We start from the raw sequence: 14,773 nt of genomic DNA, 5'->3' as shown, positions 1-14,773 counted from the left end.
CCCTAGCGAGCCGCGACCGGCACGGGCGTCTCGACCGGTGCCGGCACCGCGACGTCCGCGTTGACCGCTTGCAACGTGGTGAAGTACATGACGAAGACCCAGATGAAGAAGTCGGTCGCGACGACCCAGAAGCCCAGCACGCCGTTCCAGGCGAACGGGCCCTTCTTGAAGAACGGGATGAGGATGCCGACCATCAGACCCGTGCCGCAGTAGAGGTTCACGTAGCCGACCCAGCGCGGGTAGACGCTGCCGTCGGAACCGAGGATGCAGAACCCGAGGCCCACGTTCTGCAGGATCGCGCTGGCCACCGCGCCGAGAATCATGAACCAGGCCGTCGCGTTGAGCACCACGACCACCGAGTCGTCGACACCGTTGTAGTAGGAGATGCCCAACCACAGGGCCGCGGGGATCATGATGAACAGCACCCCGACAGCGGCGATGAGCATCTGCGCCTGGGCGTACACCGAGCGCGGACCCTCGATGCGGCGCAACTGCGCGGCGAACACGGCTGCCGGGAAGACGAAGAACGCCCCACCGAAGAAGAACATCGCCGAGGCGATGCGCACGTTCTGGTGGTGGTGGAAGTGTCCGGCGATCTGCGCGAAGCTGCCGTTCGGGGAGAACGGCGGGATCCAGCCCGCCACCGCGAACGCGCCACCGACCAGGGCGACGAAAAGCCACGTGAAGTGCAGGCAGATCTTCTGGGCGAGCTGGTTCATCGCGGCGTCCTCCGGCGTGGGCAGGGGGTCAACGGGGCAGCGAAAGGCGCGCGATCTTGGCCGCCTCGGCCGTCGGCACCCCGAGCGCGCACAGGCTGATCTGCGCGTAATGCTGGTCGGCGTCGGCGCCCAGACGGTCATCGACGATGCTGCGCATGAGGGCCAGCGCGCCGCCGACGATGAGCGTGACCGCCACGTCGAGATCGGGAACGCTGAAGCGCTTCTCCTTGATGCCGCGCTGCACCGCGCTGCTGGCAGCTGGATGCACGGCCATGGCGAAGATGTCCTGGGCGTGGTCCAGGTGCACGACGAGGCGGGCGAAGTCCGGATCGGTGTACGCCAATCCGACGAAGCGCCGGATGGCCGCGCTGACCAGCTCGGCCGCGTCCTCCACGGGATCGGCGGCCAGCGCCTCGGTGATCTCCCGCAGGCTGTCCGCGACGACCGCCTCGACGGCGGCCTCCTTGGACTCGAAATGGTTGTAGAACGAGCCCAGTGCGACGTCGGCCCGTTCGGTGATCTCCTGGATCCGCAGTCCGCCGACGCCCTTCTCCGCGATGAGCTCGCGCGTGGCGTCGGTGAGCTTGCCGCGAGTGCGTTCCCGCCGACGATCGGTGCGGTTACGCACCTCCACCTCAGTCATGGCGTGTCACTCGGGTGAGCATCGCGGCGGGTCCCTTTCTAATCACATTTCAGTTGTGACTGTGCATCAGGTCGGCTCGTGGAGAGTTGATTCTGACCAAGCGCCATCCCGCTTGCCCGCGTCGGGCGGCGCACCTTCCGATGGCCTGGACAGAGAGTGCCACGAAAGTTTTTTAGAATCAACTTTCAGTCTTGAAAGCACCTTCCATTTGAGCTAAGTTTCCGTCACCACACGGGAGAGCGCTGCGCCCCCGGTCCGGGTTCAGCGGACGGTGGATGCGATCGGCGGCGCCGTGCCGCACCTGTAGGAGGCCCCATGCTGCTCGTGGACGAGGTGCACGCCGGTTACGGCGCTGTGTCCGTCCTGCGTGGGGTCAGCGTGGCCGTGCCGGCCGGATCGGTCGTCGCCCTGCTCGGCGCCAACGGCGCCGGGAAGACCACGTTGCTGCGGGTGGCCTCCGGCCTGCTGCGCCCCACCGCTGGACGGTTGCTCGTCGACGGCGCCGACGTCACCAAGCTGGCGCCGGAGAAGCTCGTTGCCCGCGGGATCTGTCACGTGCCCGAAGGGCGCGGGGTCTTCCCGACCATGACGGTCCGCGACAACGTGCTGCTGCAGGCCCGGCCGGGCCACGAGCGTGAGGCACTGGACCGCGCGGTGACCGCGTTCCCCCGCCTGGGTAAGCGGATGAGCCAGATCGCCGGGACGATGTCCGGTGGCGAGCAGCAGATGTTGGCCCTGGCGCGCGCGTACGTGCAGCGGCCGGCCGTCGTTCTGCTCGACGAGGTCTCGATGGGCCTGGCGCCGAAGATCGTCGACGAGATCTTCGTGTTCCTGCGTGCGCTGGCCGCCGAAGGCACGAGCCTGCTGCTCGTCGAGCAGTACGTGACCCGGGCACTCGAGGCGGCCGACTATGTCTACCTGCTCGACCGCGGCCGGATCGGTTTCGCCGGCGAGCCAGGCGAGGTCGACGGCGACGCGATCTTCGCCGGTTACCTGGGCGCGGTGGCGTCCTGATGCCGCGGCAGCGACAGAGTGCGGCTGCTGCGCGCGGGACCGACAGCGTGCGGTTGTCTTTGCGGAGCGCGGCGGCGCTGCTGACGGCGGGCGGCCTGATCCTGGGCGGGGCAGCGGTTCTGCCCGGCACCGCGCGGGCCGACACCACCTTCGACGCCGCCGCGATCGCCTACGGGGCACGGGTCACGTACACCAGCCCGAGTACGCCGCTGGGCATCGTGCCGGAAGCCTCCGGGCCGACTGCGCAGGCCCGGCTCAGCTCGCTGCCGCGGTCCTCCGCGCTGGCCGCGTTCCCATACCCCGGTGATGCGCTGGTGGGCCTGCCGGGCCTGATCGGCGCCCTGGCGCCAGGCAGCCCCCCGTTGCCCCAGTACCCGTTCTACGCGAGCGCCGAACTCGGCGACCAGCCGAGCAGCGTCAGCGCCCCCGGGGTCGAGCTGTCCGCGTCGAGCACCGCGCGGGCGGCGGCGTCGAAGGCCGAGTCGGTCAGTGCCTCCAGCGGTTACGTGGCCACCACCCGCATCGAGCAGGCCGATGACGGCTCGGTGGCCGCGGTCGCCGAGGCCCGGCAGTCGGCGCTGAACCTGGCCGGGCTGATGACGCTCGACGGCATCCACAGCCTGGCGCGGATCGCGGCTGCCGCCGACGGCAAGTTGGCGCGGACCAGCTCGCTGGAGATAGACGCGCTGCGGGTGCCCGGCCTGCACCTGGCGCTGCCCGCAGGCTCCGCCACGCCGGGTTCCGGCGGCGGCGCGATCGTGGGCCCGCAGTTCGCGCTGCGCGACGGTCAGTTCTTCCTGGTGCCCCCGACGGGCAACGGGGTCCAGGTCCCGATCGCCACCGCAGACTTCTTCGCCGCGCTGCACAGCGCCGGGATCACCGGCAGCTACCAGGCCGCGACCGACAGTGCCACCGGGGTGCTGGCCCCCGTGCTCTCGTTGAGCGCCGCGCTGCCGGCGCCGCCGCCCAACCCGACAGGCATCGCCGGCGCCTCGACCGTGCGGCTCGACATCGGTCAGACGAACGCCGCCATCGACGCCCGGGTCGTGCACGATCCGGCGCCGACCACCACGCTGGTGCCGGTCCCGCCGACGGCCGGCGCAGGCCTGCCCGCATCGCTTCCTGACGCTGCGTCAGCTGGGACTCAGACGCTTCCGGCCGCGACCGGCAGGGCGGCCGGCGCCGTCCCGACGGTCGCCGTGGTCCCGGCCGCCGACAAGCCCCCGCTGCGGTCCGGATACCAGCGCCTGGCCGCCAGTCGGCCGTTGCACCGCAGTGGCGCGGCGGGCCTGTTCCTGGCGCTGATCGGGGCTTGCCTGATCGGCGTCGGCACCGTCCGGGTGGTCCTGTCGCGAGGAGTGGGCCGATGAGCGGGCTTGCGAGCTCGTCAACGAGCAGAGTCGAAACGTGCCTTATTTACCTCAAGGCCCAGTGGGACCGGTCGATCGCCGTCGGATGCCTGGTGGTCGCGGCGATCGCGATGCTCAACGGGTACCTCGGGATCAGCGACACCCCGCACGTCGCTGACCAGTTGCCGTACTTCATCTCCGCCGGTGCGTTCGGCGTCGCGCTGTGCGCGGTGGCGGGGATGTTGTGGGTCTCCGCCGACCTGCGCGACGAGTGGCGCGAGATCCGCTCGCTGCGCGCCGAGCTTGCCGCGAGCGAGGCCGCGGCGATCGCCCGGGCGGGCGGCCAGTGACCACAGCCGGTCTGACGTCCCGTCAGGTACATGTGCCCGCGCGGCGTTCGGTCTCCGTCGACCTGCCGGTCGACTCGCCCTGGCGAGCCGTCGAGCACCGGGTGGTCGCCGCGGTGTTGGCCGTCGCGTTCGGGCTGATCGGGCTGGCCTGGTTCGGCGCCGGCGGCACGGTGGACTGGACCGAGCAGCTGCGCTGGACCGCGGTGGCGATCGGCGGCGTCACCCTGGTCGGATTTGCCGGCGCGCTGTGGCTGGGCCTCGGACTGCGTCGGGTGCGGCTGGAGAAGCGCGCGCTGTGCGTCTCGCTCGTCGCGCGCCGCGACCGGCTGGCGGCCTACGCGGCACCGGTCACCGACCGGGCAGCGACCCGGGTCACCCGGGTCGGCATGAGCCACCACCACGCCCCGGATTGCCTGCTGGTCGCTGGTAAGGACGTGCGCGAGCTGACCGCGGACGACCTGGATCTGGTCCCGTGCGGGGTGTGCGGCGTCAGCGAGCGCGGCGAGCTCTCGATCAACAGCATCGCGAGGGCCGAGCGATGAGTGCATACCTCCCGTTCCTGGTCATCGGCATCGTGGTCGGCTCGGTCTACGGCATCGCCGCGATGGGCCTGGTGCTGACCTACAAGACCTCCGGCGTGCTCAACGTCGGGCACGGCGCGGTGGCCGCGGCGGCCGCGGTGGTGTTCCACCAACTGCGCCAGGAGCACGGGATGGCGTGGCCGCTGGCCGCGGCGGTCTCCGTGCTCGGGTTCGGCGTCGTGGCCGGGCTGATCATGGAGCAGCTGGCCCGGTGCCTGGCCGACGCCCCGACGGGCGGAAAACTCGTCGCGACCGTCGGCCTGGTGGTGGCCATCCCGGCGCTCGCCGCCCTGCTGTACGGCCCGTCGGCCCGTACCTTCGAGCCGCTGCTGACCCCGCACACCGCGTTCACCGTCTCCGGCGTGCGAGTAACCACCGAGAACATCGTGGTGGTTGCGTTCGGGCTGACCTCCGCAGTCGCGCTCTACCTCTTCTTCGCCCGCTCCCGGCTCGGCCGCGGGATGCGCGGCGTCGTCGACGACCCGGCGCTGCTCGGGCTGACCGGGGTCGCGCCCGTGCGGGTCCGTCGCTTCTCGTGGCTGATCGGCTGCTCGTTCGCCGCGGTTTCGGGGATCCTGCTGGCCAGCGCGCAGCAGCAACTCGACGTCACATTGCTGTCCCTGCTGGTGGTTCAGGCCTTCGGGGCCGCCGCGATCGGAGCGTTCACCAGCCTCCCGTTGGCTTATGCCGGCGGCCTGGCGGTCGGAGTGCTGCAGGCCCTGCTGTCCAAGGAAGCCGCCGGCCACGCCTGGATGCACGGGCTGGATGTGAACACCCCGTTCCTCGTGCTGTTCGTCGTGCTGATCGTGCTGCCACGGCACAAGCTGGCCGAGTTGGGTCGACCGGTGCGACCCCGGGCGCGCCGGACGGACACCGACCCGCGGGTGCGCTCGCTGGGTTGGCTGGCAATCGGCGCGGCGGCGTTCGGGGCGCCGTTGTACTGGGGCGTGCACGGTTCCTCGTACACGGTGGCCGCCACCCAGGTGCTGCTGTTCCTCTCGCTGGTGCTGCTGGTCCGTATCTCCGGCCAGATCTCCTTGTGCCAGGTGGGTTTCGCCGCGATCGGTGGTGCGGCGATGGGTCGGCTGCTCGACGCCGGCGCCCCGTGGGGCCTGGCCGTGCTGCTGGCCGCGGTGATCGCGGTGCCGGTCGGCGCGGTCGTCGCGATCCCGGCGATCCGGCTGTCCGGCCTCTACCTGGGTCTGGCCACCCTCGGGTTCGGGATCCTGCTGGCGCAGTACCTGTACGGGAAGAGCTTCTTCTTCGGCACCAGCGGCCACGCCACCCGCCGGCCGGCCGGCCTGTCCGGCGACACCCAGTACTACTACCTGGTGCTGGCCCTGTGCGTGGTCGCGTTGGCCGGCGTCGGAGTGTTGGAGCGGACGCGCCTGGGACGACTGCTGCGCGGGATGGCCGACAGCCCGGTTGCCCTGAGCACGTTGGGCGCCGGCGTCAACATCACCCGCACGCTGGTGTTCTGCCTGAGCGCGGCGCTGGCGGCGCTGTCCGGCGCGCTCGGTGCCTGCATATTCGGTTCGGTCAGCGCCGACTCGTACAACTACGTGAACTCATTGCTGATCCTGGCCGTGCTGTCGCTGGCCGGCGCGGGCACATTGTCGGCCGCCGTGATCGCTCCGGCGATCAGCGTGATCCCGCTGGTCTACCTGGACGGTGAACGGACCGCACTGTGGTTCCAGTTGGCCTTCGGCGTCGCGGCCGTACTGTCCGCGGTCGACCTGCCCGGCCGCGGCTCGGTGCTGCTCGAGAAGGCCCTGCGCAACTCCGCGCACCGGCTGGGGCACGGCGGACCGGCCGCCGGCCGCCTTTCGGGTCTGCCGACGCCACAGCAGGCGGTGCTGTCGTGAAGGGGAATCCGATGAAGTTCCACCAGCGGACCCGAGTGATCCGCCTGGGTGTCGTGCTGACCGTGGCGGCGCTCGCGCTGCCCGCCTGCGGCGGGTCGCGCGTGGACCAGACCGCGGTGATCGCCGCCGAGGGCGGCGGACTGGCCGGACGGGTCTCCGCGCTCGAGTCCGCGCAGTCGGCGGCACCGGTTGCAAACGCTGCGGCCGCCCCGGGCGTCGCAGCGGCCTCGGTCGCCGGCCCCGTCGCGGCGTCCGCGCCGGCGCCGGTCGCGGCGCCCGCGAAGGCAACGACGGTCGGCCGGGTCGCGGCCCCCGCCCAGCAGGCCAAGGCCGGCGTGCCCGCGCCGGTCGCACCGGCGGCGGCAGCGGGAGGGAACCCCGTCGGCTGCACCAGGGCCGGGTCGCCGGTCGTCATCGGCCAGGTCGGCGCGTTCAGCGGACTGGTCGGTGCCAACAACCAGGGCGCGTTGGCCACGTTGCCGGTGTGGGTGCGGGAGATCAACGCCCGCGGGGGCCTGGGCTGCCACCCGGTCACCCTGTTCGAGAAGGACACCGCCTCCGACCCGGCCCGCAGCGAGGCCGCGGTCAAGGAGATGGTGCAACTGCGCAACGCGGTCGCGCTGGTGGCCAGCTACGCCCCGCTCGACGTCGCGGGGTTCCGCAAGGGCGTCGAGAGCATGAACATCGCCGCCGTCGGTGGCGACCAGGTCACCCCGGATTGGCACCAGTCCCCGGACCTGTTCCCGGTGGGCGGCAACGAGCGCGCCCAGTTCGCCGGGTCGGTGCAGTCGTTGCGCGACCGCGGCGTCAAGAAGATCGCGATCTTCTACTGCGTCGAGTCCAGCGCCTGCACGGCGTTCCGCGACACCCTGGACAAGGACGGCTACGCCGCCAAGTTCGGGATGCAGATCGTTTACCAGACGCAGGTCTCGCTGACCCAGAACGACTTCACCTCCGCCTGCCAGGCAGCGAAGACCGCCGGCGCCCAGGCTTTGGTGTTCGCCGGCGATGCCGGTGGCGTCTCTCGCACGGCACGTTCGTGCGCCACGGTCGGCCTGACCGTGCCGATCGCGATCACTGCCAGCCAGGCCGGGTTCGATCCGGCCGACCGCAACCTGCAGGAGGCCACGCTCTCGATGGCCGCGCCGGTGTTCCCGTTCTCCCAAGGCGCGGACAACGTCGGCGAGAAGGTCTACCGGGCGGCGATGGACCGGTGGAACCCGTCGGCCCGCATCGAGGCGTCCAGCGCGCTGGCCTGGTCCAGCGCCCGGATGCTGGAACGCGCCGTCGACCTGCTCGGCCCTTCGGTCCGCGACATCCCGTTGACCCGGGAGCTGATCTTCAAGGGGCTGGGCCTGGTGAAGAACGAGACCCTCGGCGGCCTGATACCGCCGACGACCTACACGGCCGGTGAAGCACATGCGCCGGAAAACTTCTGCTACAGCCCGATGGCCTTCGACCGGCGTGGGTTCTACGCGCCGCGCGGAACCAGTTTCAGCTGCATCTGACCGGCTCCAGGGAGAGAGAATCATGCAACTGCTGCAATTCGTCGCAGACGCCTCGACGATCCCGCAACCGCCGGTCGGCGACCGGATGCCGAAGACGGCCGAGACCGTCTTCAACATCTTCATCTTCCTGCCGCTGGCGGCCATGTTCGTCTACTCGCTGATGCGCATGCGCAAGCAGCACGACCCGATCCTGCTCTACTGCCTGATCGGTGGCGCGTTCGCGGCGACCCTGGAGCCCGTCGTCGACGTGCTCGGCATGTGCTTCCTGCGGGAGAACAACGCCTTCGGCACGTTCACCGTGCTGGACCGCACGATGCCGCTGTACATCTGCTTCGTCTACCCCTGGTACGTCGGCGGGTTGGGCTACCTGTCCTACCGGCTGTTCGATCGGGGCATGACGCGCAAGCAGGTCTTCCAGTACTGGGCGATCGTCGGCGTCGTCGACGTGCTGCTCGAGGAGCCCGGCATTCTGATGCACACCTACTCCTACTACGGCCACCAGCCGTTCAAGGTCGCCGGATTCCCACTCTGGTGGGGCTTCGTTAACCCGGTGATGCCGATGGTCGCCGGGGCCATGATCTGCGCGGTCCGCAAACATCTGACGGGGCTTCAGCTGCTGGCTGTGATCCCCTTGATCCCGATGGCCGACGGGCTGGCGAACGGCGCGGCGGGCTGGCCGGTCTGGGTTGCGCTCAACCAGCACAACGTGTCCTACTTCTGGACCTACCTGGCCGGCTTCGCCTGCCTGGGTCTCTCGCTGTACTGCGTCTGGATGATCTCCTTCGCGGTCGTCCGGCCCACGGGGTCGACCTCGGCGCAGGATCAGCCGATAGCCGTGCCGACAACCCAGCCGCTCGCGGCAGCCGGGACGGTGGCCCGATGATCGCCACGCATCCCGGCTCGTCCGACCTGATCCTGCCCCGGCCCGGCGCGGGCGAGGAGTGGGACCCGTACACGATCCACACCCACTACTTCGGGTTCTCGGTGCCCGAGGCCAAGATCGGTGCGTTCCTCTACGTCCGCTACCAACCGGCGTTCCCGCTCTGCCAGGGCGGGGTGGCGATCTTCCGCGGTACGCAGAACTACTCGGCGCTGGACATCGATCACCTCGACTACCAGATGACGATGCCCTGGCCGGAGGTCGACGGGAACCGGATCACCACCCCCAACGGACTGAGCATCGAGTTCCTCGAGCCGGGCCGGGTCGCGCGGCTGACCTACTCGGCCGGCGACACCTCGCTGGACATCACGCAGACCGCCGTGACGCCCCTACTGGCCCGCGGCCACATCATGCCGGGGGAGGAGCACCACCACGACGATCCCGGGCGCAGCCCCGGCGGCAGCGAGCAGTTCATGCACGCGGTCGGCGAGCTGGTTCTGAACGGCGAGAAATTCGCAGTGGACTGTTATGCCCCTCGGGACCGATCCTGGCGGCAGATACGCAAGGAGAATCGCGGAGGCGTGCCGGTCCCACCGGTGGGCTGGTCGCCGATGTACTTCGGGGAGGACCTGATCTTCAACCAGATCTCCTTCGAGGCCCCCGACACCGATCCGTCGTGGACCGGTATCTACGACATGCCCGCCGATCGGCCCACGCACCACTTCGCGTGGCTCCAGCAGGGCGACAAGACCCTCGACGTGGTCCGGGTCCGCCGCAACGTCCTGGAGGTCCAGCCGATCACCCTCGCCACGCTGCGGCAGGAGATCGAGGCTGAGGACTCCACCGGCACGGTCCACCGGTTCACCGGCGAGGCGATCGCCACCGCCGTGCTGCCTGCCTGGCCGAACGTCTCCTTCCACGACAGCGTCTACCGCTGGACCGACGCGCACGGCCGGATCACGCACGCCACGTACCAGGAAGTCTGGTTCGACCGCTACCAGCGCGCCGTCAAGGCACGCACCGAGAACCGCTGAGGAGCTTGCGATGGCACTGGCGAACACTCGAGACCCCGAGAAGTCCGCGATCCAGCTGCGCGACTGGCTGAGCACGAAACTGCCCGGCGCCACCGACGTGGCGGTCACCGACGTGGACATTCCGCAGGCCAGCGGCATGTCCAACGAGACGTTGATGTTCAACGCCTCCTGGACCGACGAGTCCGGGTCGCACAGCGCGCAGTACGTGGCCCGGGTCGCTCCGCAGGGCCCGGGCGTGTTCCCGCGCTACGACCTGGTCACCGAGCAGCGCGTGCTGCACGCCCTGTCGCAGCACACCGACGCCCCGGTGCCGGCCACGCCGTGGGTGGAGACGAACACCGATGTGCTGGGCTCGCACTTCCTCGTCATGGAACGGCTTTCCGGCCGTATCGCCGCCGACGACCCGCCGTTCACCGCGGCCGGGTGGGTGCTCGACGAGCTGAGCCCGACGCAGCGGGCGACCATGTGCGACAACGCGCTGATCGCGCTGACCAAGGTGCACGCCGCGGACCACAAGGCGCTGGGCCTGGACTTCCTGGACCACCCGGAGCTGGGCGCCACCCCGCTGGACCAGTCCATCGCCGACTGGCGCAACACCTACGCGTGGGCAGCCGAGGGCGAGACCAACGGCACCATCGAGGCCGGGTTCGCGTGGGTCGAGGCCAACAAGCCTGGCGCCGAGCCGACCGTGCTCAACTGGGGCGACGCCCGCCTGGGCAACCTGCTGATCTCCGACCAGCTCGGCGTGGCCGGGATCCTGGACTGGGAGATGGTCACCCTCGGCTCGCCGGAGCAGGACCTGGGCTGGTGGTTGCTGCTGCAGCGACACCACACCGAGGGCATCGGCCTGCCACTGCCCGAGGGCTTCCCGGACCGCGACGCGATCATCGCCCGCTACACCGAACTGACGGGGCATCAGGTCCAGCACGCCGACTTCTACGAGGCGTTCGGCGCGCTGAAGCTGTCCATCCTGATGCACCGCGCGGGCAACATGATGATCGCCGGCAGGATGCTGCCGCCGGACGCCCCGATGAAGTTCAACAACCCGGCCAGCCAGATGCTCGCCAAGTTCATCGGCGCACCCGCGCCGACCGGCGCGGCGCAGTCGTTCATCGGGAACCGGTGAGGCGTGACCATCAGGCGCGGTCGCGCAGAACTCGCCAGGTCGTAGGAGGACCCATGGGACGCCATCTTCCCCGTCAGCGGATCGGCATTCTGCTGGTCGTGAGCAGCCTGTCCATGGCCGGCTGCGGGAGTTATTTCAGCGAGGCCGAACTGGCCTCCCGGCAAGCCGTGGCCGCGCCCGCGCAGCCCGGCGCCGCGGCGATCGACACCTCCGGGGTACCGAGCTTCACCCGGGCCGCCGCACCTGCCGCCGCGGTTGCCGCTCCCGCGGCGGCGCCGGTTGCGGTCGGGCAGAAGGCCGTTGCGGCAAAGAAATCCGGGACCGCCACCGCCGCGGCTGCACCTGCCGCGGCTGCGGTAGCGGCCCCGGTTGCTCCGGCCGCGGCGGCGGTGCCCGCCGCGGTGCACAGCGGGCCGCGCAGCCCGATCGTGCTCTGCTCGTTCGGGAACTCCTCCGGCGTGCTCGGCGCGGTCTCCGGGCCCGCTCCGATCGGTAACGCGGCCTGGGCCTCCTGGGTCAACGCGCACGGCGGGCTGGCCGGGCACCCGGTCAAGATGATCAATGCTGACGACGGCGGGGCCGCGGCGAACGCTCAGGCGATCGCGCAGCGCTGCGTCGAGCAGGAGCACGCGGTCGCGATCTTCAACGAGTACACCTTCGGGGAACTCGACGGTGCGTTGCCGTACCTGAAGTCCAAGGGTGTGCCGGTCATCGGCAGCATCGGTGCGGCGATCTCCAGCGACCACTCCTCGATGGTGTTCAACCCGCTGAACGGCGCGGATGTGGGCCAGGCCTGGGGATTCGTCGACACTATCCGGGCCCAGACCGACAAGAAGAACCTCGGCGTCCTGTACTGCCAGGAGGCCGCGACCTGCGCGCAGCAGATCGACAGCTTCAGCAAACTGCTGCCGTACCAAGGGATGCACATCGTCTACAAGGCGCAGGTCTCCCTGGTGCAGCCCGACTACACGGCCCAGTTGATCCAGGCGAAGAACGCCGGCGCCGACGTGGTCGTGCTGCTGCTCGACAGCGCCAGTGTCGGTCGGGTCGCCCGCAACGCGGCCCAGCAGGACTACCACCCGGTCCTGTCCGGCACCTACAACCTCGGGATCCAGGCGACCCTGGATCAGGGTCCGATCCTCGACGGGTTGATCCTGGCCAGCCGTACTCCTGCCTACTCGACCTCGCCGCTGATGGCCGACTACCGCGACGCCATGGCGCGATTCCAGCCGGGCAAGGCGATGGGCGACGTCGGCGCCGGAGCCTTCGTGTTCGGCGCCTTGCTCGCGAAGTACGCGGACAAGTACCTGAACGCCGACAACGTCACCTCGGCCGACATGCTGACTCTGCTGCACTCGGTCCACGACGAGAAGCTCGGCGGCCTGCTGCCGGGGGTCACGTTCCCGACCGGCGACGACCGGACCCAGACCAACCGGTGCATCGAACCGGTCGTGCTCTCCGGCGGTCGATTCCTCCAACGCGGTGGGGCATTCGTCTGTGCGCCGGACTGGAAACCCGGTGCGTAGCGCCGTGGGTAGGCGCGCGGTGCGCTGCGCGGCCACCGCCACCGGGGTGCTGGCGGTGGTCGGCGGCGGCCTCGCGCTGACGCCGGCCGCGCGGGCTGCCGCACCCGCCGACAGCACCGGTGCCGCGGTGGGGACGGCGACGGCGAGCGGCGTTCGGACCAGCTACGACCTGCCCGGGTTCCTCGTCGTCGACCAACTTTTCGACGGGGGCGGCCCGATCTCGCAGTCCGTGGTCAACGCGACCGGCGGCGCGACGTCGTTCGCTTCGGTGCCGTATCCGGGCGACACGGTCGTGAACCTGCCCGCGGTCGCCAACGTCGGTACCGGGCAGGCTTTCCCGTTCACCTACCCGTTCTACGTGGTGACCGACGGGAACCTCACCCAGAAAGCGTCCGCGCAGGACGCCACCGGGACCCTCGCGATCGACGCGGCCTCGCACGACCGGACCGCGCACTCCTCGGCCCGCGCGGCGGGCCCGACCGCGGGCGTCGTCCGCACCACGGGGTCCACCCAGACCTCCGCGGTCGAGATCGCGTCGGACGGGACGATGACCTCGACCGCCGACAGCCTCACCCGAGGCATCGACATCGGCGTGCTCAAGATCGCCGAGGTGCACGTGCGCAGCATCAGCGTGCTGAAGCCCGGACAGAGCAGGCCCACGACGACGTCGACCACCGACGTCACCGGGGCCTCGGTGCTCGGGCAGGAGGTGGGGATCGGACCGAACGGGATCGTGCTTCCCGCCGCCGGTCAGGGCCCGGCCGACAAGCCCGCGCTGGACGCGGTGAACGATGCGCTGAAGCAGTCCGGGTTGACGGTCTCGTTGGCCGGGGCCCAGGACGTCGCCGGGGGAGCCTCGGCGGCCGGCGTCCAGATCGTGCAACGCGGTGCGTTGCCGTTCCACGGATCACCGGTGGGCGTCGCCCGCACGGTGATCGGCGACGCCGGTAGCTGGATCCTCGGCGACTCCAACTCGTTGACGCCGTTGGCGGAGTTGTCCGGAGGCGGACCGCTCACCGGAGCGAGTGCTCCGGCTGTGACGGGCGCCGCCACACCGAGTGTCGGGGCGGGTGCCGCGGGGCCGGCGGTTGCGCCGATCGGCTTCGGTACGGACCCGGCGGCCGGGGCCGGGGGAATTCCCACGGTCCTCGCGGCTCCGGTCGGCGAACCGCCGCGGCGGACCGTGTCGTTGGCGGCCGCGCCGACGGTGAACACCGTCGCCTCCTTGACCGGCCTTCGTGGCCGCATCGGCGCGCTCTACCTGATCACCGCGGTCGGGGCGTGCCTGGCACTGCTGTTTTCGTTGCTCTGGCGGGTTAAGGGAGTGCGGTAGCCGTGGACTTGCTGACCATCCTGCGATCGCAGTGGGACCGGGTGGCCGCAATCGTGTGTGTGATCGCGGGCATCGTCACGCTGATCCTTGGGTACCACGGGGTGGCGTCCTCGCCGTACGTGGCCGAGGAACTGGCGTACCTCGTCTCCGGCGGCCTCGGCGGGGTCTTCCTGCTCGGGGTCGGGGCCACGCTGTACATGTCGGCAGACATGCATGACGAATGGCGCAAGCTCGACCGCATCGAGGCCGCGATCCTGAAGCTGGCTGACGGGGAGTCACCTTCGGTGGAGGCCGAGACCGACCGGTCCGGCACCGACCGCTCCACCCGGGCCTACCGACCGGCCCCGGTCCCGGCCGCTGCGGCGCTGCGCGTGCAGTCGGGCGGGGCGGCGTTGCTGCCGCGGGACATGCTGCGAAACCTGGGGGTCTCGGCAGCGGCAGCCCTGGTGGCGTTGGCGTTCCTGGTCTCGGGCTACCTGCGGGCCGCGACGGTCACCAGCCCGAGTTCGGCCTTCACCGCGACGGCCATCGCGGTGGTCGGTCTGGTCGTGTGCGGCTTCGGGGCGGCCGCGGGGCCGCTGCGCCTGCGCCGCCGACTGCGAGTGCGCCGCAGCGTCCTGCTCCGTGGATTCCTGGAGCGGGCAGCGACCAAGTCCGAGACCGTCGCGCCGGTGGCCGGCGGAACCCGGGCGCTGGTCGGAATCCCGGGCGGGCGCTATGTGCACCTGGCCGACTGCGTGATGCTCGCCGCCGCGGAGGAGACTCTGCTCGGCGCGGAGGAGTTGCCCGCCGACGTCGAGCGGTGCGCGCTGTGCCTGGGCGCGGACCGGTAGGCAGGCGGAGAC

General features: G+C 70.6%; 14 protein-coding genes. 12 read left to right on the top strand and 2 right to left on the bottom strand.

All coding sequences use genetic code 11. The annotated features are described in order from the left end of the window. Positions 1 to 2: 2 nt before the first annotated feature. Both VHU88_07495 and VHU88_07490 read right to left on the bottom strand, forming a co-directional pair. Positions 3 to 719 carry a hypothetical protein gene (locus tag VHU88_07495; protein HEX3611517.1) on the bottom strand — a complete coding sequence of 239 codons (717 nt, stop codon included), beginning with the start codon at positions 717 to 719 and terminating at the stop codon, positions 3 to 5. Positions 720 to 747: 28 nt separating this feature from the next. Then, positions 748 to 1,362, bottom strand: a complete 615-nt coding sequence (locus VHU88_07490; GenBank protein ID HEX3611516.1) for a helix-turn-helix domain-containing protein — start codon at positions 1,360 to 1,362, stop codon at positions 748 to 750. Between the two features lie 315 nt (positions 1,363 to 1,677). Between VHU88_07490 and VHU88_07485 the strand changes: the two genes are divergently transcribed. From VHU88_07485 to VHU88_07430, 12 genes are all read left to right on the top strand, one after another. After that, positions 1,678 to 2,376, top strand: coding sequence for an ABC transporter ATP-binding protein (locus tag VHU88_07485; protein ID HEX3611515.1), 699 nt, complete (start codon positions 1,678 to 1,680; stop codon positions 2,374 to 2,376). 53 nt (positions 2,377 to 2,429) lie between these two features. Then, complete coding sequence (locus tag VHU88_07480; GenBank protein ID HEX3611514.1) at positions 2,430 to 3,746, top strand: hypothetical protein; 1,317 nt, start codon at positions 2,430 to 2,432, stop codon at positions 3,744 to 3,746. Between the two features lie 92 nt (positions 3,747 to 3,838). Beyond that, complete coding sequence (locus VHU88_07475; GenBank protein ID HEX3611513.1) at positions 3,839 to 4,075, top strand: hypothetical protein; 237 nt, start codon at positions 3,839 to 3,841, stop codon at positions 4,073 to 4,075. Beyond that, positions 4,072 to 4,617, top strand: a complete 546-nt coding sequence (locus VHU88_07470) for a hypothetical protein (GenBank protein ID HEX3611512.1) — start codon at positions 4,072 to 4,074, stop codon at positions 4,615 to 4,617. The genes VHU88_07475 and VHU88_07470 overlap by 4 nt, the downstream gene beginning before the upstream one ends. After that, on the top strand, positions 4,614 to 6,521 hold the full coding sequence (locus tag VHU88_07465) for an ABC transporter permease (GenBank protein HEX3611511.1): 1,908 nt from the start codon (positions 4,614 to 4,616) through the stop codon (positions 6,519 to 6,521). Before VHU88_07470 ends, VHU88_07465 begins: the two co-directional genes overlap by 4 nt. A gap of 11 nt (positions 6,522 to 6,532) precedes the next feature. After that, positions 6,533 to 8,029, top strand: a complete 1,497-nt coding sequence (locus VHU88_07460) for an ABC transporter substrate-binding protein (GenBank protein ID HEX3611510.1) — start codon at positions 6,533 to 6,535, stop codon at positions 8,027 to 8,029. 22 nt (positions 8,030 to 8,051) lie between these two features. Further along, the gene (locus VHU88_07455; protein HEX3611509.1) at positions 8,052 to 8,912 is read left to right on the top strand and encodes a hypothetical protein; all 861 of its coding nucleotides are present in this window, start codon (positions 8,052 to 8,054) and stop codon (positions 8,910 to 8,912) included. Continuing rightward, a complete protein-coding gene (locus VHU88_07450) occupies positions 8,909 to 9,943 on the top strand; it encodes a tyrosine protein kinase (protein ID HEX3611508.1) in 1,035 nt (344 codons plus the stop codon). Before VHU88_07455 ends, VHU88_07450 begins: the two co-directional genes overlap by 4 nt. A 10-nt stretch (positions 9,944 to 9,953) precedes the next feature. After that, a complete protein-coding gene (locus VHU88_07445) occupies positions 9,954 to 11,069 on the top strand; it encodes a phosphotransferase family protein (protein HEX3611507.1) in 1,116 nt (371 codons plus the stop codon). A gap of 53 nt (positions 11,070 to 11,122) precedes the next feature. After that, positions 11,123 to 12,595, top strand: coding sequence for an ABC transporter substrate-binding protein (locus tag VHU88_07440; GenBank protein HEX3611506.1), 1,473 nt, complete (start codon positions 11,123 to 11,125; stop codon positions 12,593 to 12,595). Next, on the top strand, positions 12,588 to 13,928 hold the full coding sequence (locus VHU88_07435; GenBank protein ID HEX3611505.1) for a hypothetical protein: 1,341 nt from the start codon (positions 12,588 to 12,590) through the stop codon (positions 13,926 to 13,928). Before VHU88_07440 ends, VHU88_07435 begins: the two co-directional genes overlap by 8 nt. Before the next feature lie 2 nt (positions 13,929 to 13,930). After that, positions 13,931 to 14,761 carry a hypothetical protein gene (locus VHU88_07430; protein ID HEX3611504.1) on the top strand — a complete coding sequence of 277 codons (831 nt, stop codon included), beginning with the start codon at positions 13,931 to 13,933 and terminating at the stop codon, positions 14,759 to 14,761. Positions 14,762 to 14,773 lie beyond the last annotated feature (12 nt).

This window comes from Sporichthyaceae bacterium (assembly GCA_036269075.1).
Taxonomy (GTDB): Bacteria; Actinomycetota; Actinomycetes; order Sporichthyales; family Sporichthyaceae; genus DASQPJ01.
This window is presented reverse-complemented; position numbering and strand designations above follow the sequence as displayed.

Excerpts from the sequence above, each read along its gene's own strand:
- VHU88_07460 (HEX3611510.1), top strand. The coding sequence starts at position 6,533 with ATGAAGTTCCACCAGCGGACCCGAGTGATCCGCCTGGGTGTCGTGCTG.
- VHU88_07485 (HEX3611515.1), top strand. The coding sequence starts at position 1,678 with ATGCTGCTCGTGGACGAGGTGCACGCCGGTTACGGCGCTGTGTCCGTC.
- VHU88_07490 (HEX3611516.1), bottom strand. The coding sequence starts at position 1,362 with ATGACTGAGGTGGAGGTGCGTAACCGCACCGATCGTCGGCGGGAACGC.
- VHU88_07455 (HEX3611509.1), top strand. The coding sequence starts at position 8,052 with ATGCAACTGCTGCAATTCGTCGCAGACGCCTCGACGATCCCGCAACCG.
- VHU88_07440 (HEX3611506.1), top strand. The coding sequence starts at position 11,123 with ATGGGACGCCATCTTCCCCGTCAGCGGATCGGCATTCTGCTGGTCGTG.
- VHU88_07495 (HEX3611517.1), bottom strand. The coding sequence starts at position 719 with ATGAACCAGCTCGCCCAGAAGATCTGCCTGCACTTCACGTGGCTTTTC.
- VHU88_07465 (HEX3611511.1), top strand. The coding sequence starts at position 4,614 with ATGAGTGCATACCTCCCGTTCCTGGTCATCGGCATCGTGGTCGGCTCG.
- VHU88_07445 (HEX3611507.1), top strand. The coding sequence starts at position 9,954 with ATGGCACTGGCGAACACTCGAGACCCCGAGAAGTCCGCGATCCAGCTG.
- VHU88_07450 (HEX3611508.1), top strand. The coding sequence starts at position 8,909 with ATGATCGCCACGCATCCCGGCTCGTCCGACCTGATCCTGCCCCGGCCC.